Annotated in this window: 20 protein-coding genes and 5 tRNA genes; all 25 read left to right on the forward strand. The window is 44.4% G+C overall.

Annotated elements, in window-relative coordinates; all coding sequences use genetic code 11:
• Nucleotides 1–54 precede the first annotated feature (54 nt).
• The 25 genes from aroC to nadC all read left to right on the forward strand — a co-directional run bounded on the left by aroC (nucleotide 55) and on the right by nadC (nucleotide 22,274).
• Entirely contained in the window at nucleotides 55–1,134 is a 1,080-nt protein-coding gene (gene aroC / locus IE103_RS13990) for a chorismate synthase (protein ID WP_189346729.1), read from the forward strand.
• A 256-nt stretch (nucleotides 1,135–1,390) separates the two neighbouring features.
• A complete protein-coding gene (leuC, locus tag IE103_RS13995; RefSeq protein WP_189346730.1) occupies nucleotides 1,391–2,794 on the forward strand; it encodes a 3-isopropylmalate dehydratase large subunit in 1,404 nt (467 codons plus the stop codon).
• Between the two features lie 24 nt (nucleotides 2,795–2,818).
• Complete coding sequence (locus IE103_RS14000) at nucleotides 2,819–2,950, forward strand: entericidin A/B family lipoprotein (RefSeq protein ID WP_189346731.1); 132 nt, start codon at nucleotides 2,819–2,821, stop codon at nucleotides 2,948–2,950.
• Nucleotides 2,951–2,952: 2 nt separating this feature from the next.
• Complete coding sequence (leuD, locus tag IE103_RS14005; RefSeq protein ID WP_189346732.1) at nucleotides 2,953–3,600, forward strand: 3-isopropylmalate dehydratase small subunit; 648 nt, start codon at nucleotides 2,953–2,955, stop codon at nucleotides 3,598–3,600.
• A gap of 36 nt (nucleotides 3,601–3,636) precedes the next feature.
• Nucleotides 3,637–4,707, forward strand: coding sequence for a 3-isopropylmalate dehydrogenase (gene leuB / locus IE103_RS14010; protein ID WP_189346733.1), 1,071 nt, complete (start codon nucleotides 3,637–3,639; stop codon nucleotides 4,705–4,707).
• A gap of 44 nt (nucleotides 4,708–4,751) precedes the next feature.
• On the forward strand, nucleotides 4,752–5,879 hold the full coding sequence (asd, locus tag IE103_RS14015) for an aspartate-semialdehyde dehydrogenase (protein WP_189346782.1): 1,128 nt from the start codon (nucleotides 4,752–4,754) through the stop codon (nucleotides 5,877–5,879).
• Nucleotides 5,880–6,209: 330 nt separating this feature from the next.
• Nucleotides 6,210–8,903 carry a motility hub landmark protein FimV gene (locus IE103_RS14020; protein ID WP_229827291.1) on the forward strand — a complete coding sequence of 898 codons (2,694 nt, stop codon included), beginning with the start codon at nucleotides 6,210–6,212 and terminating at the stop codon, nucleotides 8,901–8,903.
• A gap of 72 nt (nucleotides 8,904–8,975) precedes the next feature.
• Nucleotides 8,976–9,794, forward strand: a complete 819-nt coding sequence (gene truA / locus IE103_RS14025) for a tRNA pseudouridine(38-40) synthase TruA (protein WP_189346735.1) — start codon at nucleotides 8,976–8,978, stop codon at nucleotides 9,792–9,794.
• A gap of 197 nt (nucleotides 9,795–9,991) precedes the next feature.
• Nucleotides 9,992–11,785, forward strand: coding sequence for a translation elongation factor 4 (gene lepA / locus IE103_RS14030; protein WP_189346736.1), 1,794 nt, complete (start codon nucleotides 9,992–9,994; stop codon nucleotides 11,783–11,785).
• Nucleotides 11,782–12,678, forward strand: a complete 897-nt coding sequence (gene lepB, locus IE103_RS14035; RefSeq protein WP_189346737.1) for a signal peptidase I — start codon at nucleotides 11,782–11,784, stop codon at nucleotides 12,676–12,678. Before lepA ends, lepB begins: the two co-directional genes overlap by 4 nt.
• A 15-nt stretch (nucleotides 12,679–12,693) precedes the next feature.
• A complete protein-coding gene (locus tag IE103_RS14040; RefSeq protein ID WP_189346738.1) occupies nucleotides 12,694–13,092 on the forward strand; it encodes a DUF4845 domain-containing protein in 399 nt (132 codons plus the stop codon).
• A 9-nt stretch (nucleotides 13,093–13,101) separates the two neighbouring features.
• On the forward strand, nucleotides 13,102–13,956 hold the full coding sequence (gene rnc / locus IE103_RS14045; protein ID WP_189346739.1) for a ribonuclease III: 855 nt from the start codon (nucleotides 13,102–13,104) through the stop codon (nucleotides 13,954–13,956).
• 4 nt (nucleotides 13,957–13,960) lie between these two features.
• Entirely contained in the window at nucleotides 13,961–14,866 is a 906-nt protein-coding gene (gene era / locus IE103_RS14050) for a GTPase Era (RefSeq protein ID WP_189346740.1), read from the forward strand.
• 24 nt (nucleotides 14,867–14,890) lie between these two features.
• On the forward strand, nucleotides 14,891–15,712 hold the full coding sequence (gene recO, locus IE103_RS14055) for a DNA repair protein RecO (protein ID WP_189346741.1): 822 nt from the start codon (nucleotides 14,891–14,893) through the stop codon (nucleotides 15,710–15,712).
• Entirely contained in the window at nucleotides 15,709–16,467 is a 759-nt protein-coding gene (gene pdxJ, locus IE103_RS14060; protein WP_189346742.1) for a pyridoxine 5'-phosphate synthase, read from the forward strand. The genes recO and pdxJ overlap by 4 nt, the downstream gene beginning before the upstream one ends.
• Nucleotides 16,464–16,877, forward strand: coding sequence for a holo-ACP synthase (acpS, locus tag IE103_RS14065; RefSeq protein ID WP_189346743.1), 414 nt, complete (start codon nucleotides 16,464–16,466; stop codon nucleotides 16,875–16,877). The genes pdxJ and acpS overlap by 4 nt, the downstream gene beginning before the upstream one ends.
• Before the next feature lie 28 nt (nucleotides 16,878–16,905).
• Nucleotides 16,906–18,759, forward strand: coding sequence for an excinuclease ABC subunit UvrC (gene uvrC, locus IE103_RS14070; RefSeq protein WP_229827298.1), 1,854 nt, complete (start codon nucleotides 16,906–16,908; stop codon nucleotides 18,757–18,759).
• A 114-nt stretch (nucleotides 18,760–18,873) separates the two neighbouring features.
• Complete coding sequence (gene pgsA, locus IE103_RS14075; RefSeq protein WP_189346745.1) at nucleotides 18,874–19,470, forward strand: CDP-diacylglycerol--glycerol-3-phosphate 3-phosphatidyltransferase; 597 nt, start codon at nucleotides 18,874–18,876, stop codon at nucleotides 19,468–19,470.
• A gap of 43 nt (nucleotides 19,471–19,513) precedes the next feature.
• Nucleotides 19,514–19,589: transfer RNA gene (locus tag IE103_RS14080), tRNA-Gly, on the forward strand.
• Between the two features lie 35 nt (nucleotides 19,590–19,624).
• A tRNA-Gly gene (locus IE103_RS14085) sits at nucleotides 19,625–19,700 on the forward strand.
• A 35-nt stretch (nucleotides 19,701–19,735) separates the two neighbouring features.
• Nucleotides 19,736–19,811, forward strand: a tRNA-Gly gene (locus tag IE103_RS14090).
• Nucleotides 19,812–19,910: 99 nt separating this feature from the next.
• Nucleotides 19,911–19,984, forward strand: a tRNA-Cys gene (locus IE103_RS14095).
• A 71-nt stretch (nucleotides 19,985–20,055) separates the two neighbouring features.
• Nucleotides 20,056–20,148, forward strand: a tRNA-Leu gene (locus IE103_RS14100).
• A 93-nt stretch (nucleotides 20,149–20,241) separates the two neighbouring features.
• Nucleotides 20,242–21,375: a quinolinate synthase NadA gene (gene nadA, locus IE103_RS14105; protein ID WP_189346746.1), complete on the forward strand. Its 1,134-nt coding sequence runs from the start codon at nucleotides 20,242–20,244 to the stop codon at nucleotides 21,373–21,375.
• An 8-nt stretch (nucleotides 21,376–21,383) separates the two neighbouring features.
• Nucleotides 21,384–22,274, forward strand: a complete 891-nt coding sequence (nadC, locus tag IE103_RS14110) for a carboxylating nicotinate-nucleotide diphosphorylase (RefSeq protein WP_189346747.1) — start codon at nucleotides 21,384–21,386, stop codon at nucleotides 22,272–22,274.
• Nucleotides 22,275–22,580 lie beyond the last annotated feature (306 nt).

Here is a 22,580-nt window from a genome sequence, read left to right on the forward strand (position 1 = left end):
TGGGTTAAGACTGATAAAATGTGTTTAATTTTTACACCTTTATAGCGAAAAAATATGTCTGGAAATACCTTTGGTAGCTTATTTACGGTGACCACTTTCGGAGAATCTCATGGTCCTGCGATTGGTTGTATTGTCGATGGTTGTCCTCCGGGATTGGCATTGTCTGTAGAAGATATTCAACCAGATTTGGATAGAAGGCGACCAGGCACTTCGCGCCACGTTACACAGAGGCAGGAGCCTGATACGGTCGAAATATTATCTGGTGTGTATGAAGGTAAAACCACAGGAACCCCGATAGCCTTGATGATTCGAAATCAAGATCAACGTAGTAAAGATTATGGCAATATTGTGGAGACCTTTCGGCCAGGGCATGCCGATTTTGCCTACTGGCATAAATATGGAATCCGCGATCCTCGCGGTGGTGGACGATCTTCTGCAAGGTTAACCGCGCCCGTTGTTGCAGCAGCAGCAATCGCAAAGAAGTGGCTATTTCAAAAATTTGGTACAACATTCAATGGTGCTATGACTCAGCTGGGTGAGATTGCTATTCCATTCGAATCTTGGGCTCACACTTCTGAAAATCCTTTCTTTGCTGCGACGTCAGATGCCGCCTTGATTACAAGTCTTGAAGATTTTATGGATCAACTACGTAGAGACGGCGATTCTATTGGTGCGCGTATCGATGTCGTTGCGAATAATGTGCCAGTTGGTCTTGGTGAGCCGATTTACGATAAGCTCGATGCAGAAATCGCCTATGCGATGATGGGTATCAATGCAGTCAAAGGCGTAGAAATCGGTGCAGGTTTTGCTTCTATATCTCAGCGCGGTTCTGAGCACGGTGATGAAATTACACCAACTGGATTCCTTAGTAATAATTCGGGCGGAATTTTGGGAGGGATTTCAACTGGTCAGGAGATCCGTGTTTCTATGGCGATCAAGCCAACTTCTTCAATTCGCGTTCCTAAGCAGTCAATTGATAAGCAAGGAAATTCAGTGATGGTCGAAACTTTTGGGCGTCACGATCCTTGCGTTGGTATTCGCGCCACTCCAATTGCTGAGGCAATGTTGGCACTGGTATTGATGGACCATGTTTTGCGCCATAGAGCACAGTGTGGTGATGTCAGTGTTGCGTAAGAATGGTATGGTCGGAACGAAGTATGACTTACATATTTCGTTCCGTTTTGAGAAAAATGTTTCAAAATAAATGATGGTGATTTGTCTGAATCTCGCAAATTTCTGTGTTTATATTCTGCATTTGTGATTTTTAGCAAATTTTATTTTGAGAAAAATGCTTTTAAAATGATCGTATAAGCGGTTTTGCGTTGCACAATTGTGGCATAATCAAAAGCTGTTTTTAGCTTTATGAATTCTTTAATTTCAGGCACCGATTATGGCCAAAACGCTTTACGATAAACTTTGGGAATCGCATGTAGTGCATACCGAAGATGATGGAACTGCAATTCTTTATATTGATCGTCATCTTTTACACGAAGTCACCAGTCCACAGGCCTTTGAAGGTCTCAAACTAGCAGGTCGTCAACCGTGGCGAACCTCCGCAAATCTGGTCGTGGCCGATCACAATGTTCCAACCACCAATCGGCAAGGTGGGATTATTGATCCTACTTCACGATTGCAGGTCGAGACGCTTGATGCGAACGCTAAACAATACGGATTAACCTACTTCGCAATGAATGATTTGCGTCAAGGCATCGTTCATGTCATCGGCCCAGAGCAGGGCGCAACTTTGCCTGGTATGACGGTGGTTTGTGGCGATTCACATACTTCAACCCATGGCGCATTTGCTTGTTTGGCGCATGGAATTGGCACTTCTGAAGTTGAGCATGTATTGGCAACGCAAACTTTACTCGCGAAGAAATCAAAGTCGATGTTGATTCGCGTCGATGGAGATACACCAGCGGGCGTAACGGCAAAAGATATCGTATTAGCCATCATCGGAAAAATTGGTACTGCTGGCGGCACAGGATATGCAATCGAATTTGCTGGCGATGCGATCGCGCGACTTTCTATGGAAGGACGCATGACGGTCTGCAATATGGCGATTGAGGCTGGCGCACGCGCTGGTATGATTGCGGTTGATCAAACGACCATCGATTATGTAAAAGGACGACCTTTCAGCCCTCAAAACGATGATTGGGACAAGGCAGTGGCGTATTGGAATACGTTGCATAGTGATGAAGGTGCCCAGTTTGATGCAGTAGTCACCTTGAGTGCGCAAGACATTCAGCCTCAAGTAACTTGGGGTACCTCACCGGAGATGGTGGTAGCGATTGATGGTCAAACGCCAGATCCAAAAAATGAATCAGATCCGGTTAAGCGCGATGCAATTGAAAAGGCGCTCGCTTACATGGATTTGCAGCCGAATATGCCAATGAGTGCGATTCAGATTGATAAAGTATTTATTGGATCTTGCACCAACTCTCGTATCGAGGATTTGCGTGCTGCAGCGCAGGTGGTTGCGGGTAAAACACGTGCATCCAACGTGAAATTAGCGATGGTCGTACCGGGCTCTGGATTGGTTAAGCAACAGGCCGAGCAAGAGGGCTTGGATAAGATCTTCACTGCGGCAGGATTCGAATGGCGCGAGCCTGGTTGTTCTATGTGTTTGGCAATGAATGCTGATCGTTTGGAGCCTGGCGAGCGATGTGCTTCGACCTCGAACCGGAATTTTGAAGGCCGCCAAGGACAGGGCGGGCGTACTCATTTAGTATCGCCAGAGATGGCAGCGGCCGCAGGTATTGCAGGCCATTTTGTCGATGTACGCAATTTTGCGTAATTTACTCATGAACGGAAATTGAAAATGAAAAAAATCACTACATTCATCACTATCTCGTTAATCATGGTTGGCTTAGCTGGTTGCAATACGATTCAAGGCATCGGTAAGGATGTTAAGAAAGCAGGCGAAGTGGTTGAGAGCGCTGGAAAAAAATAGTCATGAATAAATTTACTTTGCTGCATGGTTTGGTCGCTCCTTTGGATCGTGCGAATGTCGATACAGATGCGATCATTCCTAAACAGTTTCTGAAGTCGATTCAACGCACAGGATTTGGGCCTAATTTATTCGATGAGTGGCGCTATTTAGATCGAGGTGAGCCCGGTGTTGATAATAGCAAACGCCCTTTGAATCCCGAGTTTGTGCTGAATCAAGAGCGTTATCGTGGTGCTTCTATTCTCTTGACTCGCCAAAATTTTGGCTGCGGATCTTCGCGTGAGCACGCACCTTGGGCGCTTGAGCAGTATGGTTTTCGCGTGATTATTGCGCCGAGCTTTGCTGATATCTTTTTTAATAATTGCTTTAAAAATGGCTTGCTTCCTATCGTGCTAAACGAGGCTGTGATTGATCGTTTGTTTAGTCAGGTTAATGCGCAAGAAGGATTTGAGTTAACTGTTGATTTGGAAAAGCAGCAGGTGATTGTCCGCGCTACAGGGGAAGCCTTTGAGTTTGAGGTGGACGCTTTTCGAAAGTATTGCCTATTAAATGGTTTGGATGACATTGGCCTAACCTTGGTGCATGCCGACAAAATTCGCGCTTTTGAAAAGCTAAGGATGTCAGAGCAACCTTGGCTTGCAAATACCATTTAGTTTTATTGATCAAAATATTTTTTGTTGAAGACAAGCATGAAAATTGCAATTTTGCCGGGTGACGGCATTGGTCCTGAAATCGTCGATCAGGCCGTAAAAGTTTTAAAAGCCTTGGGCGAGCCCTTTGAGATGGAATTCGCTCCGGTTGGTGGTGCTGGTTACGAGGCAGCTGGTCATCCCTTGCCAGAATCGACTTTGAAATTGGCAAAAGAAGCTGATGCTGTTTTGTTTGGTGCGGTCGGTGATTGGAAGTACGATACTTTAGATCGGCCGTTACGTCCGGAGCAGGCGATTTTAGGCTTGCGTAAAAATTTGAATTTATTTGCGAATTTACGTCCAGCGATTTTGTATCCCGAATTAGCAGGTGCTTCGACCTTGAAGCCTGAAGTGGTTTCTGGTTTGGATATTTTGATTATTCGTGAGCTGACAGGCGATATTTATTTTGGACAACCGCGCGGTGTTCGTGAATGTCCAGATGGCCCATTTAAAGGTCAGCGAGAAGGCTTTGATACGATGCGTTATGCAGAAGGTGAAATTCGACGCATTGCACATGTCGCGTTTCAAGCAGCGCGCAAGCGTAATAAGCGACTCACTAGCGTTGATAAAGCAAATGTGTTGGAAACTTTCCAGTTCTGGAAAGACATCATGATTGATGTGCATAATGAGTATCCTGATGTGGCATTGGATCACATGTATGTTGATAACGCGGCGATGCAATTGGTGCGTGCGCCTAAGAAATTTGATGTCATGGTTACTGGTAATATGTTTGGCGATATTTTGTCAGATGCTGCCGCGATGTTGACTGGTTCAATCGGAATGTTACCTTCGGCATCGCTTGATGCAAACAATAAAGGCTTGTACGAACCATCGCATGGTTCCGCGCCCGATATTGCTGGCAAGGGTATCGCGAATCCGTTGGCAACAATTTTATCTGCCGCAATGATGTTGCGCTATTCTTTGGGTAAGGCAGAGCAAGCTGATCGTATCGAAGCTGCGGTGAAAAAAGTATTGACACAAGGTTTGCGTACGGCCGATATCTTTGAAGATGGATGCAGTAAAGTTGGTACCTCGGAAATGGGCGATGCAGTTGTGAATGCTTTAGGTTGATTTTTATGTGAAACAGGGAGACCTGTAATTTTTAGGGAAAGATGATGAAACTAGTTGGTTTGGTCGGTTGGCGTGGAATGGTTGGTTCAGTACTCATGCAGCGTATGCAGGAAGAGGGCGATTTTGCTCATATAGAACCAGTGTTTTTTTCAACTTCTAACACTGGTGGCGCAGCGCCAACGATGGCAAAGAATGAAAAAACATTGAAAGACGCAAATGATATTGAAGCGCTCAAAAAGTGCTACATTATTATTACCTGCCAAGGTGGTGACTACACCTCTGAAATTTTTCCTAAGTTACGTGGCGCTGGCTGGAATGGTTTTTGGATCGATGCAGCATCGACACTGCGTATGGAAGATGACGCTATTATCGTGTTAGATCCTGTCAATTTAGACGTGATTAAGAATGCGATGAGCCGTGGTGTGAAGAACTATGTCGGTGGTAATTGCACAGTTTCTTGTATGCTGATGGGCTTGGGTGGCTTGTTCCAGCACGGTTTGGTTGAGTGGATGTCTTCGATGACATACCAAGCGGCATCTGGTGGTGGTGCGCAACACATGCGCGAATTGTTGACCCAGTTTGGTTCTATCAATTCCGAAGTGAAAGCTTTGCTTGACGATCCAGCAGCAGCAATTTTAGAAATTGATCGCAAGGTTTTGGCGAAGCAACATAATTTTAGTGCGGATGAGACCAAGCAATTTGGCGTTCCTTTGGCTGGCAACTTAATCCCTTGGATCGATAAAGATTTGCACAACGGTGTTTCTAAAGAGGAATGGAAAGCTGGAGTTGAAACGAATAAAATTTTGGGTCTGGGAGAAGCATTTGGATCTAAAGCAATTCCCGTAGACGGTTTATGTGTTCGAATTGGTGCAATGCGCTGTCATTCTCAAGCATTGACAATCAAATTAACTAAAGACGTGCCGTTAGACGAAATTACCGATATGCTCGCGCAAAACAATCCTTGGGCGAAGGTGGTGCCGAACACACGTGAAGATTCAATGCGTGATTTAACGCCAGCGGCAGTGACAGGTGGTTTGACAATTCCTGTTGGTCGCTTGCGTAAAATGCAAATGGGTGGCGATTATTTGTCTGCTTTCACCGTCGGTGATCAATTGCTTTGGGGTGCGGCTGAGCCATTACGTCGTATGCTTAGAATTTTGATCGAAAAATAAAGTAACTTTATTTGTCATAGCTTGCAATAAAAAAGGAATGAATTTCATTCCTTTTTTTTATTTGTTTATTTTATTGTTGCTGAAAATTGTCTAGTGGTAACAACGAATTGGCTATGAAAGTGCTAATTCCGCTCTTAATGTATTTACCATATCTAGAATTCACGTTAAGCTTGCGCGACAAGTAGGGTAATGTTATCTTCAGCTAACATACCTTTCGTTTGAGCAATTTTGCTTGATTCAACAGCAATTTTGTGTTGACTAAATTTCCCAGGAAATGTTCTAAAAATGCATAATTACAAACACTTACCGATAAGTTTTTTGGGAAGTAAGATGCTTAAAGCAGCAGCCTTGACTTCATTACTTGTCTTCTCAAATGCATACGCCACTGGCTTGGGAAAGTTAACAGTACTATCCTCACTTGGTCAGCCGCTCAGAGCAGAAATTGAGTTAACTTCACCAAGTAAAGAAGAGATCAATTCTCTGGTGCCGAAACTGGCGTCGATTGAAGCTTTTAGGCAGGCAAATATTGAATTTAATCCAGCATTGTTGTCCTTGCGCTTCGCTGTTGAGCCGCGCGGCAATTCCTACATTATTCGCGTCACTTCGACACAAGCTATGAATGAGCCTTGGGTTGATTTTCTACTGGAACTGAATGCGAGTAATGGCAAGCTAGTTCGTGAATATACTTTTCTGCTAGATCCAGCTGATTTATCGACAGGACAGTCTGCGCAAGTGGTTAATCCAAGCGGTTCTAGTGCAAAAAACGTCGCTACTGGTCAGATTGCAGGCGCAGAGCCAAAGGCGAAAGTTTCAAGCGCCAATCAAGAGTCTGAAAGTATCAAAAAAACGCCAATCAAAAGTGCAGCAGCTAGCACATCAACTAATGCAGATGGCCGCCAATATCGCGTGAAACCAGGCGATACCTTGATGCGTATTGCTTCGTCAAATTTGAATGGTGTTTCCTTGGACCAAATGTTGGTCAGTATTTACCGCGCGAATCCACAAGCATTCGTTGGCGATAATATGAATCGTCTTAAAGCAGGACAGATTTTGACGATCCCTGATACTGAGGAAGCGAAAGCCAGTTCAAGTAGCGAAGCTCGCCAAGTGGTGCAAACACACTCAGCAAATTTTAACGAGTACAGAAATAAGCTTGCTGGCCGAGTTTTAACAGCTCCAGCAGAATCTATCGCACAGAAGAAACAAGCAGCTAGTGGTGCAATCACTGCAAAAGTGAAGGAAGTGCCAACTGCAGCAAATGAATCGCTTGATAAATTAAAGCTGTCAAAAGTAGCGGAAGCTGGGGCTAAAAGTGTACCTGCAAAAGGGTTTTCAGAGGAAGATCGTATTGCCAAAGATAAGGCACTTGCAGAGGCCAATGCAAGAGTTAAAGAGTTAGAAAAAAATGTTGGTGAGTTGAATAAGTTGCTGGCGATGCCATCCAAAACAGCTGCGCCAGCGGTTGCGAGTGCCGCAAGTGCCTCCAGCGTATCTAAAGCGAGTGATGTTGCTTCTGCATCGAAATCTGCTTCAATGAGTGCATCAGCATCTGCTGCTTCAGTTGCAGCAAGTGCAGCATCAAGTGTGGCCGCAAGTGCAAGCAAAGCTGAGAGCGCGTCTGCGTCAAGTACTCAAGTTGCGAGCGCTGCTAGTACTGCGGCAAGTGCAGCGAAGCCTAAGCGCACGCCACCGCCTCCGCCACCAGTAGTTGAGGAAGAATCTTCATGGTTTGATTCTAAATATTTAATCGCAGCTGGTTTGCTGGCTGCTCTGGGTGGTGCAATCGGCATTTATTCTTCGCGTAAGAAAAAGGTGTCTCATCAGTTTGAAGATAGTATATTGACGGGATCTAGCCTAAAGGCAAACTCCATGTTCGGTTCTACTGGCGGGCAAAGTGTTGATACCAATAATAGTGTATTCAATTCGAATTTTGCACCTTCAGCTAGTCAGCTAGATGCAAATGAAGTTGATCCGGTCGCTGAGGCAGATGTGTACATCGCTTATGGACGAGACTCTCAAGCAGAAGAAATTTTGAAGGAAGCATTGAAGACACAGCCAGATCGTCACGCGGTACGTCTAAAACTCTTAGAGATTTATTTTGGTCGCAAAGATTTGCGATCATTTGAGTTGTTTGCTGGTGAGTTGTACGGCATGACCCGTGGTGAAGGTGAGGATTGGGGGCAAGCTGCTTCAATGGGTATTTCCTTGGATCCAAATAATCCATTGTATGCTGGCGCAAGTGCGCAGCTCGAAGCTTATGCTGGTGCAGGCTTGGGTCAGCCAACTCAACCGCTGGAAGATCTCGATCCAGAAGCCTTGTTAGAAAACTCCTTGTCAGAGGATATGTTGGAGTCGATCAGTATTATTGACACTGCGTCTGCACTATCGGATGAGGCAGCAAATGAGAATGATAAAGCCGAATCAACTCAAGCATCTTTAGATGATGGTTTGGACTTTGATTTGGATATCGCAGAAAAGCAAGATGATCAGGGTGAATTGGAAGAATTCCCAGTTACTTTGCCTGAAATTGATGCGGTAAGTTCAATCAAGCCGCCAGTCGAGGAAGAAATGCCAGTGATCGACTTCGGGTCTATCGATTTCGACTTGGGTGGAGATGATCCAGTTGAAGCTGCACCTGCTGTTGTTCAGGAGCCAGTGGAGTTGTCATTATCAAACGAAAGTCCAGCGATTGAGGCGCAAGAGGAGTTTGATATTGGTTCCTTGGATTTTGTGTCAGTAGATGAAGTTCAAGAGCCAATTAAAGAAGCACCGCTGATGATGCAAGAAGAGGTCAAGTTAGATTTCGGTTTGGATGCGGCAGATGCGGCGCCAATTGAGTCAGCCGATTCTATTGAAGATGTTTCGCCTTATAATGCGGAGATGGCAACTAAGCTTGATTTGGCTGTCGCTTATCGTGAAATCGGCGATAAAGAAGGCGCTAGAGAATTGTTAGATGAAGTGATTAAGGGCGGATCTAGCGAGCAAGTTGATAAAGCCAAGAAAATGCTCGAAGAGTTGAGTTAAAAGTTTTATTTGCAAACTGAAAGGGCGCTGCATGTTGTCAGCGCCCATTTTTATTTTAAGCGCAGCGGATTGATGTCATTGAATAGAATTATTTTGGGTGTTGAATACCAAGGAACTGCTTATCAAGGCTGGCAGACGCAGCCCAATGGCAATACTGTGCAAGATATCTTGGAAGTGGCGCTGCAGAAATTTTCAAAGAGCCCAATTCAGACTATGTGCGCGGGACGTACTGATGCGGGTGTGCATGCGATTGAACAAGTTGTTCATCTTGATTCCCCGTTACAGCGTGAGATGTATTCTTGGGTGAATGGTGTGAATGCTTTCTTGCCGCCAGATATTGCAGTACGTTGGGCAAAGCAAATTCAAGTGGATGAACAGGATGAGAATGCTTTTCATGCGCGATTCAGTGCGTATTCACGCACGTATCATTATTTGTTGCATAACTCGAGTATTCGCTCTCCAACCTGGTCTGGAAGAGCTGGGTGGTTTTTTAGACCTCTGAACATAGAGCCTATGCGTGAAGCAGCCGAATATTTATTAGGAGAGCGCGACTTTACCGTGTTTCGTGCGGCTGCATGTCAAGCAAAATCGCCAGTGAAGCATATGTACGAGATAAAGATTCGTCAACAAGGTGAGCTAATTGTGTTCAGTTTGCGTGCGAATGCATTTTTGCATCACATGGTGAGAAATATTGTCGGTTCTTTGATTTTTGTCGGAATGGGGCGGAGAGACCCAGTATGGATTCGAGAATTGTTAGAGTCTCGAGACCGAAGTTTGTCTGCCCCAACATTTATGCCAGATGGTCTGTATCTCGCAAAGATTGATTACGAGGATAAATGGGGCTTGCCACCAGCACGATGTGAGAATCTCCCTTACGGACTGTCATTTTAGTTCCAGTTTAATTTGTCCTATTCACTGCTTTTAAGTTTAGCTAAGTTGTAAGCTTTTAGTCTTGCTTGAAGGAATTTGAGACAGGTGTAGGTGAAATCCGGTAAAATGTTGTTTTTGCATAACCCAATTTTTAGGCGCTAGCCTGGGGAAATTGCCCAGTATTGGCGCCTTTTTTGTAATCGGTTTTAGTCTATCTAATGAATAACATTCGTAATTTTTCAATTATTGCTCATATTGATCACGGTAAGTCGACTTTGGCGGACCGTATTATTCAGCTGTGCGGCGGTCTGTCCGACCGTGAGATGGAAGCACAGGTTCTCGATTCTATGGACATTGAGCGTGAGCGTGGAATTACGATTAAAGCGCAAACTGCGGCGTTGCAGTATAAGGCGCTCGATGGTCAAATGTATAATTTGAATTTGATCGATACACCTGGGCACGTCGACTTTAGTTACGAAGTGAGTCGTTCTCTATCCGCTTGTGAAGGTGCTTTACTCGTTGTAGATGCATCGCAAGGTGTTGAGGCACAAACTGTAGCGAATTGCTACACCGCAATTGAGCTAGGTGTGGAAGTTGTACCTGTTTTGAATAAAATTGATTTGCCCTCTGCCGACCCCGATAACGCTATTAATGAAATTGAAGAAGTAATCGGGATTGAAGCCAGTGACGCCGTGCATTGTTCTGCAAAAACAGGCTTTGGTGTTCGTGACATTTTGGAATCCTTAATTCAGAAAGTACCACCACCACAAGGTGATCCAGATGCGCCTTTACAAGCTCTGATTATTGATTCGTGGTTTGATAATTATGTCGGCGTTGTGATGTTGGTACGTATCGTAAACGGTACCTTGCGTCCAAAAGATAAAATTTTGTTCATGGCGACTGAAGCGCAGCATTTGGTTGAAAGTGTCGGTGTGTTTACACCAAAATCGCTCAGCCGTAGTGAATTGTCCGCGGGACAAGTGGGATTTATTATCGCTGGCATCAAAGAATTGAAAGCCGCGAAAGTCGGTGACACGATTACCACAGTGGGTCGCGTTGCTGCTGAGCCGCTGCCGGGCTTTAAAGAGGTTCAGCCACAAGTATTTGCTGGTTTGTTCCCAGTTGAAGCCAATCAGTATGATGCATTGCGAGACTCACTCGAAAAGTTAAAACTCAATGATGCTGCGCTGATGTACGAACCTGAAGTATCGCAGGCCTTGGGATTTGGATTCCGTTGCGGCTTCCTCGGCTTGTTGCACATGGAAATTGTGCAAGAGCGATTAGAACGTGAGTTTGATATGGATCTCATTACGACAGCGCCAACGGTCGTGTATGAGGTTGAGATGGGTGATGGCACTGTGTTGATGGTGGATAATCCATCAAAGATGCCAGATCCGTCGAAGATCGAAGAAATTCGGGAGCCAATAGTTACCGTCAATTTATACATGCCACAAGAGTATGTTGGATCGGTAATTACACTTTGTACTTCCAAGCGCGGTGTGCAAATGGATATGAGTTACCACGGGCGTCAAGTCAAGCTTACTTATGAAATGCCGATGGCAGAAATTGTGTTGGATTTCTTTGATCGTTTGAAATCCACGTCACGTGGTTACGCCTCTATGGACTATGAGTTCAAAGAGTATCGTGCGTCCGATGTCGTTAAAGTTGATATGTTGATCAATAGCGAAAAAGTTGATGCCTTAGCGATTATCGTTCATCGAGCCAATGCGCATTATCGAGGTCGCGCAGTTGCCGCTAAGATGCGCGAGTTGATCCCACGTCAAATGTTTGATGTGGCAATCCAAGCTGCGATTGGTGCCAATATTATTTCACGTGAAAATGTGAAAGCTTTACGTAAGAACGTGTTGGCGAAGTGTTACGGTGGTGATATCAGCCGTAAGCGCAAGTTACTTGAGAAACAAAAAGCAGGTAAGAAGCGTATGAAACAAGTGGGCTCTGTAGAGATTCCACAAGAAGCATTTTTGGCAATTTTGCAGGTGGAAGAGAAATGAGTTTTCAATCCTTAATCAGCAATTTTGCGTTGATTCTATTTGTTTTGATGGTGGTTACGGGTGTAATCTGGGCTTTCGATCGCTTTGTGTTATTGCCTAAGCGAAAAGCGAGTGTATCGGCCGCTTTACAAGAGCTGGAAAGAAACGGCAATTCGGATCAGACAAGTTGTGCCCAGTTGGAAGCGAATATGATGCGTCAACCAGTATGGGTTGAGTATTCGGGTAGTTTCTTCCCCGTGATTGCTTTGGTTTTTGTGTTGCGTTCGTTCTTGTTTGAACCATTTAAGATTCCATCAGGTTCAATGTTGCCAACGCTGTATGTTGGTGATTTTATTTTGGTGAATAAGTTTACTTACGGTATTCGTCTTCCTATCCTAGATAAAAAGATCATTTCGGTAAATGAGCCTCAGAGAGGTGATGTGATGGTGTTTAGGTTTCCAAAAGATCCTAGCCAAAACTATATTAAGCGCATCGTCGGATTACCTGGTGATACCATTGTTTATAAAAATAAAAAATTAATTGTGAATGGTGTCGAAAGTCAATACGAGTCTTTACCTGACTTTTTGCATGAGGGGCCACAACTGAGTTACTCAAAACAGTTGAATGAAAAGTCTGGCAGTTTGACGCATCGTGTTCTCAACGATGATGATCGTCCAGCCGGTATCGCTATGTTCGGAGAAGCAAATTTCCCTTATGCCGATCAATGTATTTATGAAATTGAGGGCGTTACTTGTAAAGTGCCCGCTGATCATTATTTTATGATGGGTGATAATCGAGACAACAGTCAAGATAGTCGTTATTGGGGATTCGTGCCTGATCAGAATATCGTCGGTAAGGCTTTTTTCATTTGGATGAATTTCAGTGATTTAAAGAGAGTTGGTAGTTTTCAATAAAATTGGAGAAATACTATGCGTACATATCAACAATTAGCTCGCCCCAAAAGTCGAGGAATGTCTTTAGTTGGATTGATATTTGTTCTTGGCATTTTGGCTGTATTAGTCGTTTTGGCATCAAAGATTGCGCCGACCGTGATTGAATACATGTCGATAAAGAAGGCAATTACCTCAGTTAAGTTATTGAATAGTAATTCTGCATCTGAAATTCAGTCAGCGTTTAACAAGCAGGCTGACGTTGGTTATATTACGTCGATTACCGGTCGAGATTTGATTATTGAGAAGAGTGAGACTGGCTTAGAAATTGGATTTTTTTATACTAAGAAAATCCCGTTGGTAGGCCCAGCAAGCTTGTTGCTGGAGTACCAAGGAAGTACTGCAAAAAATCCACAAGCTCAAAAGAAACAGGAATAAGTTGGCTTTATGAACGAACAGTTGCTGCAAAAGCGTTTGGGGCACCAATTTAATGATGTTGCACTTTTGCAGCAAGCATTGACACATCGTAGTCATAGTGTCTCTCACAATGAGCGTCTTGAGTTTCTCGGAGACTCTATTCTCAATTGTGTCGTTGCTTCAATTTTGTTTGACACATTTGACAGTATCGACGAGGGAGATTTGTCGCGAGTTCGTGCGAATTTGGTAAAGCAACAATCGTTGTTTGAGATTGCGCAAAAAATGGAACTGTCTCAATTTTTGCGACTTGGTGAAGGCGAATTAAAATCAGGCGGTTTCCGCCGACCATCGATATTGGCAGACACATTAGAAGCTGTATTTGGTGCGATTTATCTCGACGCCGGATTTGAAGCCGCACGTAAAGTGATTAAGTCTTTATATGAGCCGATTTTGGTTTCAGTCGATCCCACGACCTTGGGTAAAGATGCGAAAACTCTATTGCAAGAATTTTTGCAAAGTAAGAAGATCGCTCTGCCTCAGTACAATGTAGTTGCCACACATGGCGCTGCACATAATCAAGAATTTGAAATTGAGTGTCTGGTTCCGAAATTAGAGGTGCAAGTGTTTGGTACCGGCGGTAGTCGCCGCGCAGGCGAACAAGCTGCGGCTAAATTGGCTTTGGAAACAGTTGTTAAGTTGCTGTCAAAAACACCAACAAACAAAAAATCAAAACCACGCACTTCGCAATTGAAGTTAGCTGGTATAGCTACGATACAATCGACTACCGCTGCAAATGATCAAAAGCAAACCGCGCAATCGAGTGTGAATCAGCACGATGAGCAATTGTCTTTGGATGTTTCACTTCCGCAGACCATACAAAAGTAAATTGATGATAAATGAAATTTTAGAAAATCCTGAATATCGCTGTGGTTATATCGCGATAGTTGGACGTCCTAATGTCGGTAAATCGACTTTGATGAACGCCTTGATTGGGGCGAAGGTAAGTATTACTTCGCGTAAGGCGCAGACTACGCGTCATCGTATTACCGGGATTCAGACCAAAGATCAAACACAGTATGTGTATGTGGATACGCCAGGATTTCAGACGCGTCACTCAAATCCACTCAATCGCACCTTGAATCGCACAGTCACGAATACCTTGATGGCTTCGGACGTTATTTTGTTTATTATTGAAGCGGGTACGTTTGGACAGGCTGATCAGCAGGTCATTGATTTGTTACCAAAAAATGTGCCTTGTATTTTGGTGATTAATAAGTCTGACAGAGTAAAAGATAAAGCAATTTTGATGCCTTTCGCGCAGAAAGTGATGTCATTGTTTCCGTTTGCTGCGGTAGTGCCTGTTTCGGCGACACTTAAATTTCAGTTAGATAATTTGGAACGCGAAACGCGTAAGTATTTGCCATTAAATCCACCTATTTTTGGTGAAGATGACATTACTGATCGCAGTGAGAAGTTTTTAGCGACAGAGATTGTACGTGAAAAATTGTTCCGATTTGTTGGTGATGAATTACCCTATACAAGTACTGTATTGATCGAGAAATTTGAGCAAGAAGGAAATTTGCGTCGCGTATTCGTCGCCATTTTGGTCGATAGAGATGGACACAAATCGATGGTGATTGGTAACAAAGGTGCGCGCCTCAAAGATATTTCGACACAGTCGCGACAAGACATGGAAAAACTGTTCGGTGGTCCTGTGTATTTGGAAATCTGGGTGAAAGTGAAATCTGGATGGGCCGATAACGAAGCAGGTTTGCGTGCCTATGGCTACGAGTAAGCGCATTCCATCAGTGAGATATGATTGAATAAAGAAGTCAAAGTCGTGCTTACGAATCCTAAACGTAGGACACGCACCAGCGAACGTAATGCTACTAATCAAAGTGCGTTCGCAACTCCATCGCGAACCAACAAAGAGCTTCGCATTCTTCATCAGCCCGGTTTTGTGCTGCATTCTTATCCCTACAAGGAAACTAGTCTTATTGTTGATGTTTTTACTCGAGAATATGGACGGGTTTCGCTTGTTGCAAAAGGCGCAAAGCGTCCGACTTCAGCCTTGCGCAGCGTTTTACAGACTTTTCAGCCATTGAATATTTCTTGGACAGGAAAGTCCGAGGTTCGTACTTTGACTGCCGCAGAGTGGGTTGGGGGAATGTTGCCGCTAGAGAAATCTGCTCTGTTGTGTGGCTTTTATCTAAATGAGCTCTTGGTAAAGTTCTTGTTGCGTGATGAAATAAATGTGACGCTATTTGACTTGTATGTGTCGAGCTTGAACCAACTCGCGCATAATGAAGCGCCAGCTATTGTATTGCGTAAGTTTGAGCTTATACTTTTGCAGCAGGCTGGATTATTAGGTGATCTGACTTATTGTGTTAACACGCGTGGCAGTGTTATTGCAGACGAATCGTATGTGCTGGAACCGGGTGTGGGGGTTCGTCAAGTAGATGAAGTTGAGCAAATTCCCCATGTCAGAGGTAAGACTTTGCTAGATATGTCGATTGGCAATTATGCTGATCCGCAGACACAAGCGCAAAGCAAACAATTGATGCGATTTTTGCTGCACTATCATTTGCATGGCGTTCCACTGAATACACGTCAAATTTTAATTGATTTACATAAGCTATGAATATACTCGGACAAACCCAGACTATTGATCTGGGCATTAATATCGATCATGTGGCAACGCTTAGAAATGCGCGTGGCACTATTTATCCAGAGCCTTTGAAAGCAGCACTGTTAGCAGAAGAAGCCGGTGCAGACTGTATTACTTTGCATCTGCGTGAAGATCGACGTCATATTAAAGATCGCGATGTCGAGGAAATTCGCCCACGCTTATTAACTCGGATGAATTTAGAAGCCGCAGTGACGCCAGAGATGATTGATTTTGCTTGTCGAATCAAACCTCAAGATGTGTGCTTGGTGCCTGAGCGACGAGAAGAAGTCACAACTGAAGGTGGCTTAGATGTGATTCGTTACTACAAACAAGTTGAAGCAGCTTGTAAACAATTGACGCAAGAAGGGATACGCGTCAGCTTGTTTATCGATGCAGATAGTCAGCAGATTCAAGCAGCAAAAGACATTGGCGCGCCAGTGATTGAACTCCATACTGGACGTTATGCAGATGCGACCTTAGGTACTGAGCAAGAGCGAGAACTTGCTCGCATTGCGAAGGGCGTTGAGTTTGCATTGAGTTTAGGTTTGAAAGTAAATGCTGGTCATGGATTGCATTACACAAATACGCAAGCGATTGCAGCGATTCGCGGAATTTCTGAACTAAATATTGGTCATGCCATTGTTGCGCAAGCGGTTTTTGTCGGGTGGCAAAAAGCAATCTCTGATATGAAAGCCTTAATGGTAAAGGCGCGATTGGACGCGAAATGATATTCGGAATTGGTACCGATATCATTAAGATTTCGCGTATTCAAGCCGCGTTGGAGCGTCATCCACACCGATTTGTAAAAAGAATTCTCGGCACTGATGAGCAATTAGTTTATCAAGAACGCGCAGCGCAATCTTCGCGTCGCGCGATTTTGTACTTGGCGACGCGTTTTGCGGCGAAAGAGGCTTTCGCAAAAGCGATAGGATTGGGTGTGCGCCATCCGATGAATTGGTATTCAGTTCAGATTTGTAGTGATCAAATTGGCAGGCCGCACTTTCAATGTGAAGGTGAATTGCTAGCTTGGATGCAAGCTCGTTCACTCGTCGCACATTTATCCATGTCAGATGAAGACGAGTTTGCTATTGCCTATGTGATTGTCGAACAAGATGTGTCAAGAGGCTTCAATGAGTAAAGCAAGCGTATCTAATACCTCCGAATCGATGTTGGATAATGTGCTTGCATTAGTCGCTGCGCTGCCAAATTTGCCCGGTGTGTATCGCTACTTTGATGCGAATGATCAGGTTTTGTACGTAGGCAAAGCGCGTGATTTGAAAAAACGTGTTTCTAGTTATTTTCAAAAAAATCTGAGTAGCCCAAGAATTGCGATGATGGTGGCGAAGATTGCGCGTCTCGAAACTACCGTTACTCGAAGTGAAGCTGAGGCTTTAATCCTCGAAAATAATTTGATTAAAGCGCTCAAGCCTCGCTATAACATTTTATTTCGTGACGATAAATCTTATCCCTATCTAAAAATTACGCAGGAGAAGACGCCGCGTATGACTTATTTTCGCGGTGCAATCGATAAGAAACATCATTATTTTGGGCCGTTCCCGTCCGCCTGGGCGGTGAAAGAGTCGATGCAGTTGTTGCAGAAGATTTTTCTTTTGCGTAGTTGTGAAGATAGTGTGTTTTCGAATCGAACTCGCCCTTGTCTGCTGCACCAAATTCAGCGTTGTAGTGCACCTTGTGTCGATTTGATTTCTGCAGAGGATTATCAATCTGATGTTGAGGACGCATCGAATTTTTTACGTGGTCGTCAATCTATTGTCTTAGCGAAGCTAGAACAAAAGATGCTGGGATATGCGCAAAATCTGGCATTTGAAAAAGCTGCGGTGGTGCGTAATCAAATGTCTGCTTTATCAAAAATTCTGCATCAACAAAGTATGGAGCTAGCGGGCGACGCGGATATTGATATCGTCGCGGTAGTCGTAGAAGGCGGTCGTGCTTGTGTGAATTTGGCGATGGTCAGAGGTGGTCGTCATTTGGGTGACCGATCTTATTTTCCAAGTCATCTTGAGTTGCTTCAAACAACGCCGAACGATGGAATAGAAAAAGAAGTGATGATCGCCTTTATGGCACAGCATTACATCGATCAATTTATCCCTCATCAAATTATTTTGAATGTCGAAGTTGATGCGCCAGAATTGATGCTTGCATTGATGGAGCAGTGTGGGCATAAGATTCATCTGAGTTTTCAGCCACAAGAAACCAAGCGCGCGTGGTTAGATATGGCAGAAAAGGGCGCTCGACTTGCTTTGGCTCGCGCATTATCTGAACAAGGTGCTCAGCAGTTGCGCACAAAAGCATTGCTCGATGTGATGGATCTCGAGATCGCCGACATAGATTTATTTCGCATCGAATGTTTTGATATCAGTCACACTCAGGGTGAAGCGACGCAAGCATCTTGTGTCGTCTTTCATCATCATGCCATGCAAAACAGTGAGTACCGTCGCTTTAATATTCAAAATATTACACCTGGTGATGATTATGCGGCGATGCGTCAAGTCATTTATCGTCGTTTTGAAAAGTTTGCGAATGCTGCAGAAGAGTCATCTGATCTGCAGGCGATTATGCCGGATATCGTGTTGATTGATGGTGGCAAAGGGCAAGTTGAGGTAGCTCGTCAAGTGTTCGTTGAGCTCGGTCTTGATTCCAGCATTATTGTTGGTGTCGCAAAAGGTGAAGGGCGTAAGGTCGGCTTAGAAACTTTAGTATTTGTTGATGGACGAGAACCGAAAGAGCTGGGGAAAGAATCGGCAGCCTTAATGTTGATTGCTCAGATTCGAGACGAGGCTCACCGATTTGCGATTACTGGAATGCGAGCAAAGCGTGCGAAGGCGCGCCAAACTTCTAAGTTGGAAGATATCGATGGCATTGGACCAAAGCGTCGTCAAAAATTATTGGCGCGATTTGGCGGCATAAAAGGTGTTGAAGACGCAAGTGTAGAAGACCTAATGGCGGTGGATGGAATCTCTCGCGTTTTGGCGGAAGAAATTTATCAACGTCTGCGATAAATTTGGGCGGTTCATGCCCAAATTTTTGATTTGCTTAGTTGAAATTTGAAATTATTTGTGTGAGTCTGTCTCAGGCAAAATATAATGTGACGAAATCTCTATTGACCAATAAAAATGCCATTCAATTTCCCCATTCTATTAACATGGTTACGCGTTGCTCTTATCCCTCTGGTGGTAGGAGTTTTCTATTTGCCAGATTCGATTCTTTCTCCTTACGAAAAGAATCTCGCTGCGACATTGATTTTTATCGTTGCAGCGGTAACTGATTGGTTTGATGGATTTTTAGCTAGACGTTGGAATCAAACTTCAGCATTTGGTGCATTTTTAGATCCAGTCGCAGATAAATTGATGGTGGCTGGCGCACTATTGGTACTTGTCCAATGGAATCGTGTGAATGCAGTAATTGCCTTCATTATTATTGGGCGCGAAATCACAATCTCTGCTTTACGTGAATGGATGGCGCAAATTGGTGCGTCGAAATCGGTGGCGGTAAGTTCATTAGGTAAGATTAAAACAGCGGCTCAAATGATCGCTATTCCTATGCTGCTGTTTTACGGAGAATTGTTCGGTTTCATTGATACGATATTGTGGGGACGTATATTGTTATTGATCGCAGCAGTACTGACGGTGTGGTCGATGTTTTACTATTTACAAAAAGCATGGCCCCTCATTAAAGAAAAAGCAGGAAATCTTATAGATCATAATTCTTGACAACTTTTGCAGGTGCTATATAATGCACGGCTGTTGTCGCAGCGCGGGAATAGCTCAGTTGGTAGAGCGCAACCTTGCCAAGGTTGAGGTCGAGAGTTCGAGACTCTTTTCCCGCTCCAAGTTTTTTTGCGGCAATGAAGTTTGGTAGTGCAATGCGGGAATAGCTCAGTTGGTAGAGCGCAACCTTGCCAAGGTTGAGGTCGAGAGTTCGAGACTCTTTTCCCGCTCCAAGTTTTTTGCGGTAATGATGTTTAGGTAGTGCAATGCGGGAATAGCTCAGTTGGTAGAGCGCAACCTTGCCAAGGTTGAGGTCGAGAGTTCGAGACTCTTTTCCCGCTCCAGATTCCGAAGGGAAGCACCGCTTCCCTTTTTTGTTCGTAAGATGTTCCGCTTTTTGTTTGTGTTTGAGTTTGTTCGATGCGATCAAAATAGCAACCCTTGGCGGGGTAGCAAAGTGGTTATGCAGCGGCCTGCAAAGCCGTAGACGCCGGTTCGATCCCGACCCCCGCCTCCAAAAATTTTGATAGTTAAGTTTCGAACTATCATGAAGTAACAAGCTAGCAAATTGCTAGATGCAAGTTGAGTGCCCGAGTGGTGAAACTGGTAGACACATCGGACTTAAAATCCGCCGCTTTCCGTAAAAGGGGCGTGCCGGTTCAATTCCGGCCTCGGGCACCATTTTATATAGTAGTTTTCTAAACCCGCTCTTCGTTTGAAGGGCGGGTTTTTTTATTGCTGTTAAACTGATGTTTTTAATGTCGAGGTCAAGAAATGGAAGCGACAAAAGTAATTGAGTTTGAGCGCCCTCAGATGGATGTTGGGAGTAGTTGCGTAGCGTCAGCGTGGGCGCGTGTGCCGGATATGCCAACTGCGGATGAGAAAGTGCAATTAAAAAAGAAAATTGCGGATCTGCTGAAGGAAAAGCAGGCTGTGTTGGTGTCGCACTACTATGTTGATTCCGATTTGCAGGATCTTGCCGAGGAAACTGGTGGATGTGTTTCTGATTCCTTGGAAATGGCGCGTTTTGGGCGAGATCATGCAGCAAAAACTTTGGTTGTCGCTGGTGTGAAGTTTATGGGTGAGACAGCCAAAATTCTCAGTCCCGAAAAAACGATATTAATGCCAGATTTGGATGCTACTTGTTCATTGGATCTTGGTTGTGATCCTGTTGAATTTGCTGCGTTTTGTGATGCGCATCCTGATCGCACGGTCGTTGTGTATGCGAATACAAGTGCGGCTGTAAAGGCGCGAGCTGATTGGATGGTGACGTCGAGCGTCGGTTTGGATATCGTCGCGCATTTGCATGCGCAAGGAAAGAAAATTCTGTGGGCGCCTGATAAACATTTGGGGAGCTATATCCAAAAACAGACAGGCGCTGATATGTTGTTGTGGCAGGGCTCGTGCCTCGTTCATGATGAGTTTAAGGGTGTCGAGTTAGAAATTTTGAAGGAGTCTCACCCTGCTGCAAAGATTTTGGTGCATCCGGAATCCCCGGCGGCGGTAGTTGCTTTGGCGGATGTGGTCGGATCTACTTCGCAATTAATTAACGCGGCAAGAACTTTGGATGCGCAAGAGTTTATCGTTGCGACTGATAATGGGATTTTGCATAAGATGCAAATGGCTGCGCCAAACAAGAAATTTATTGTGGCGCCAACGGCGGGTAATAGTGCAACTTGTAAGAGCTGTGCGCATTGCCCTTGGATGGCGATGAACGGACTGCGTAATCTTTTGCATGTGTTAGAAACTGGTGAAAATCAAATTGACGTTGATCCTGTCATTGGCCGAAAAGCAAAGTTATCAATTGATCGTATGCTGGATTTTGCCGCTGCTCGAAAAACGAATGTGAAGGCGAGTGGTGATCTGGCTCAGGATGGAAAATTGTTTTCTGGTGTTGGTCCAGCATAAGGATTGTTATGGCTACTCAAAATACAAATTTACAAAACGCATTTGCTCCTTTTGATTTGGATTTGTCGAAAGCATTAAGTGCGAGTGTTGCGCTTGCTTTGCTTGAAGATGTTGGAAGCGGTGACTTGACGGGCGAGCTGGTGCCGGCCGACGCACAAGTTGTTGCGCATGTAGTGGTGCGTGAAGAGGCTGTGTTGTGTGGTGCGCCTTGGTTTGATGCGGTAATGTTTGCGCTTGATAGTTCGATTGTTATTGACTGGCAATATACTGAAGGTGATCTGATGAGTGCGAATACGATCGTTTGTAAAATTCAAGCCCCAGCGCGTAGTTTGTTAACTGCGGAGCGTAGTGCGCTCAATTTTATGCAATTGTTGTCGGGTGTTGCGACCGCTACTCGTCGTTATGTGAAATTAATTGAGGGAACATCTGCTGCTATTTTAGATACGCGTAAAACTTTGCCGGGTATGCGTCTCGCGCAAAAATATGCGGTGCGTGTTGGCGGCGGTAAGAATCAGCGATTGGCTTTGTATGACGGAATTTTGATTAAGGAAAATCATATTGCTGCAGCGGGCGGTATTGCGCCAGCATTGCTTAGTGCGAGTGAGGTTGCAGCCAAATATGATCGTCAAATTAGTGTGCAAATTGAGGTTGAGTCTCTAGATGAATTGCGTCAAGCATTGGATGCGGGGGCGACTTCGATCCTATTGGATAATTTTAATACGTCAATGATGCGCGAAGCTGTGACTGTAAATTCTGGTCGTGCCTTGTTGGAGGCATCGGGTGGAGTGGATTTGACGACAGTGCGTGCGATTGCAGAGACTGGTGTTGATCGTATTTCAATTGGTGCGCTGACTAAAGATATTCGCGCGGTTGATTTTTCATTGCGGGTCCAATCTTAATTTGTATTTGATCTTGATGTAAAAACGCTCCCATTGTGGAGCGTTTTTTTATGGGAAGTTTGAAACGATTTATTTGATTTATTCGGTATAGTGAAATAAGCCTTGCCAAGGAGGTGAAGGGTTTGCTATAGTTCGCCTCCCGCAGAAATGCTGGGTTTAAAATAAGAGTAATGCAAACAGTAAGACGTTGATATTCCTGAGGTTTGAATCGAGTAGCAAGAAACGATTTAAATCAAAACTAAAAACAGGGGGTTGACGAGAAGTTAGAAGTGCTGCATAATCTCGTTTCTCTGCTGCTGACGAACA

This window comes from Affinundibacterium macrobrachii, assembly GCF_014652415.1.
Taxonomy (GTDB): domain Bacteria; phylum Pseudomonadota; class Gammaproteobacteria; order Burkholderiales; family Burkholderiaceae_D; genus Undibacterium; species Undibacterium macrobrachii.

Bases quoted from the DNA above. Each gene is read 5' to 3' on its own strand.
- rnc (WP_189346739.1), top strand. From the start codon at position 13,102: ATGAACGAACAGTTGCTGCAAAAGCGTTTGGGGCACCAATTTAATGAT.
- pgsA (WP_189346745.1), top strand. From the start codon at position 18,874: ATGCCATTCAATTTCCCCATTCTATTAACATGGTTACGCGTTGCTCTT.
- pdxJ (WP_189346742.1), top strand. From the start codon at position 15,709: ATGAATATACTCGGACAAACCCAGACTATTGATCTGGGCATTAATATC.
- leuB (WP_189346733.1), top strand. From the start codon at position 3,637: ATGAAAATTGCAATTTTGCCGGGTGACGGCATTGGTCCTGAAATCGTC.
- nadA (WP_189346746.1), top strand. From the start codon at position 20,242: ATGGAAGCGACAAAAGTAATTGAGTTTGAGCGCCCTCAGATGGATGTT.
- lepB (WP_189346737.1), top strand. From the start codon at position 11,782: ATGAGTTTTCAATCCTTAATCAGCAATTTTGCGTTGATTCTATTTGTT.
- truA (WP_189346735.1), top strand. From the start codon at position 8,976: ATGTCATTGAATAGAATTATTTTGGGTGTTGAATACCAAGGAACTGCT.
- IE103_RS14000 (WP_189346731.1), top strand. From the start codon at position 2,819: ATGAAAAAAATCACTACATTCATCACTATCTCGTTAATCATGGTTGGC.
- leuC (WP_189346730.1), top strand. From the start codon at position 1,391: ATGGCCAAAACGCTTTACGATAAACTTTGGGAATCGCATGTAGTGCAT.
- lepA (WP_189346736.1), top strand. From the start codon at position 9,992: ATGAATAACATTCGTAATTTTTCAATTATTGCTCATATTGATCACGGT.
- nadC (WP_189346747.1), top strand. From the start codon at position 21,384: ATGGCTACTCAAAATACAAATTTACAAAACGCATTTGCTCCTTTTGAT.
- era (WP_189346740.1), top strand. From the start codon at position 13,961: ATGATAAATGAAATTTTAGAAAATCCTGAATATCGCTGTGGTTATATC.
- uvrC (WP_229827298.1), top strand. From the start codon at position 16,906: ATGTTGGATAATGTGCTTGCATTAGTCGCTGCGCTGCCAAATTTGCCC.
- acpS (WP_189346743.1), top strand. From the start codon at position 16,464: ATGATATTCGGAATTGGTACCGATATCATTAAGATTTCGCGTATTCAA.
- asd (WP_189346782.1), top strand. From the start codon at position 4,752: ATGAAACTAGTTGGTTTGGTCGGTTGGCGTGGAATGGTTGGTTCAGTA.
- aroC (WP_189346729.1), top strand. From the start codon at position 55: ATGTCTGGAAATACCTTTGGTAGCTTATTTACGGTGACCACTTTCGGA.
- IE103_RS14020 (WP_229827291.1), top strand. From the start codon at position 6,210: ATGCTTAAAGCAGCAGCCTTGACTTCATTACTTGTCTTCTCAAATGCA.
- IE103_RS14040 (WP_189346738.1), top strand. From the start codon at position 12,694: ATGCGTACATATCAACAATTAGCTCGCCCCAAAAGTCGAGGAATGTCT.
- leuD (WP_189346732.1), top strand. From the start codon at position 2,953: ATGAATAAATTTACTTTGCTGCATGGTTTGGTCGCTCCTTTGGATCGT.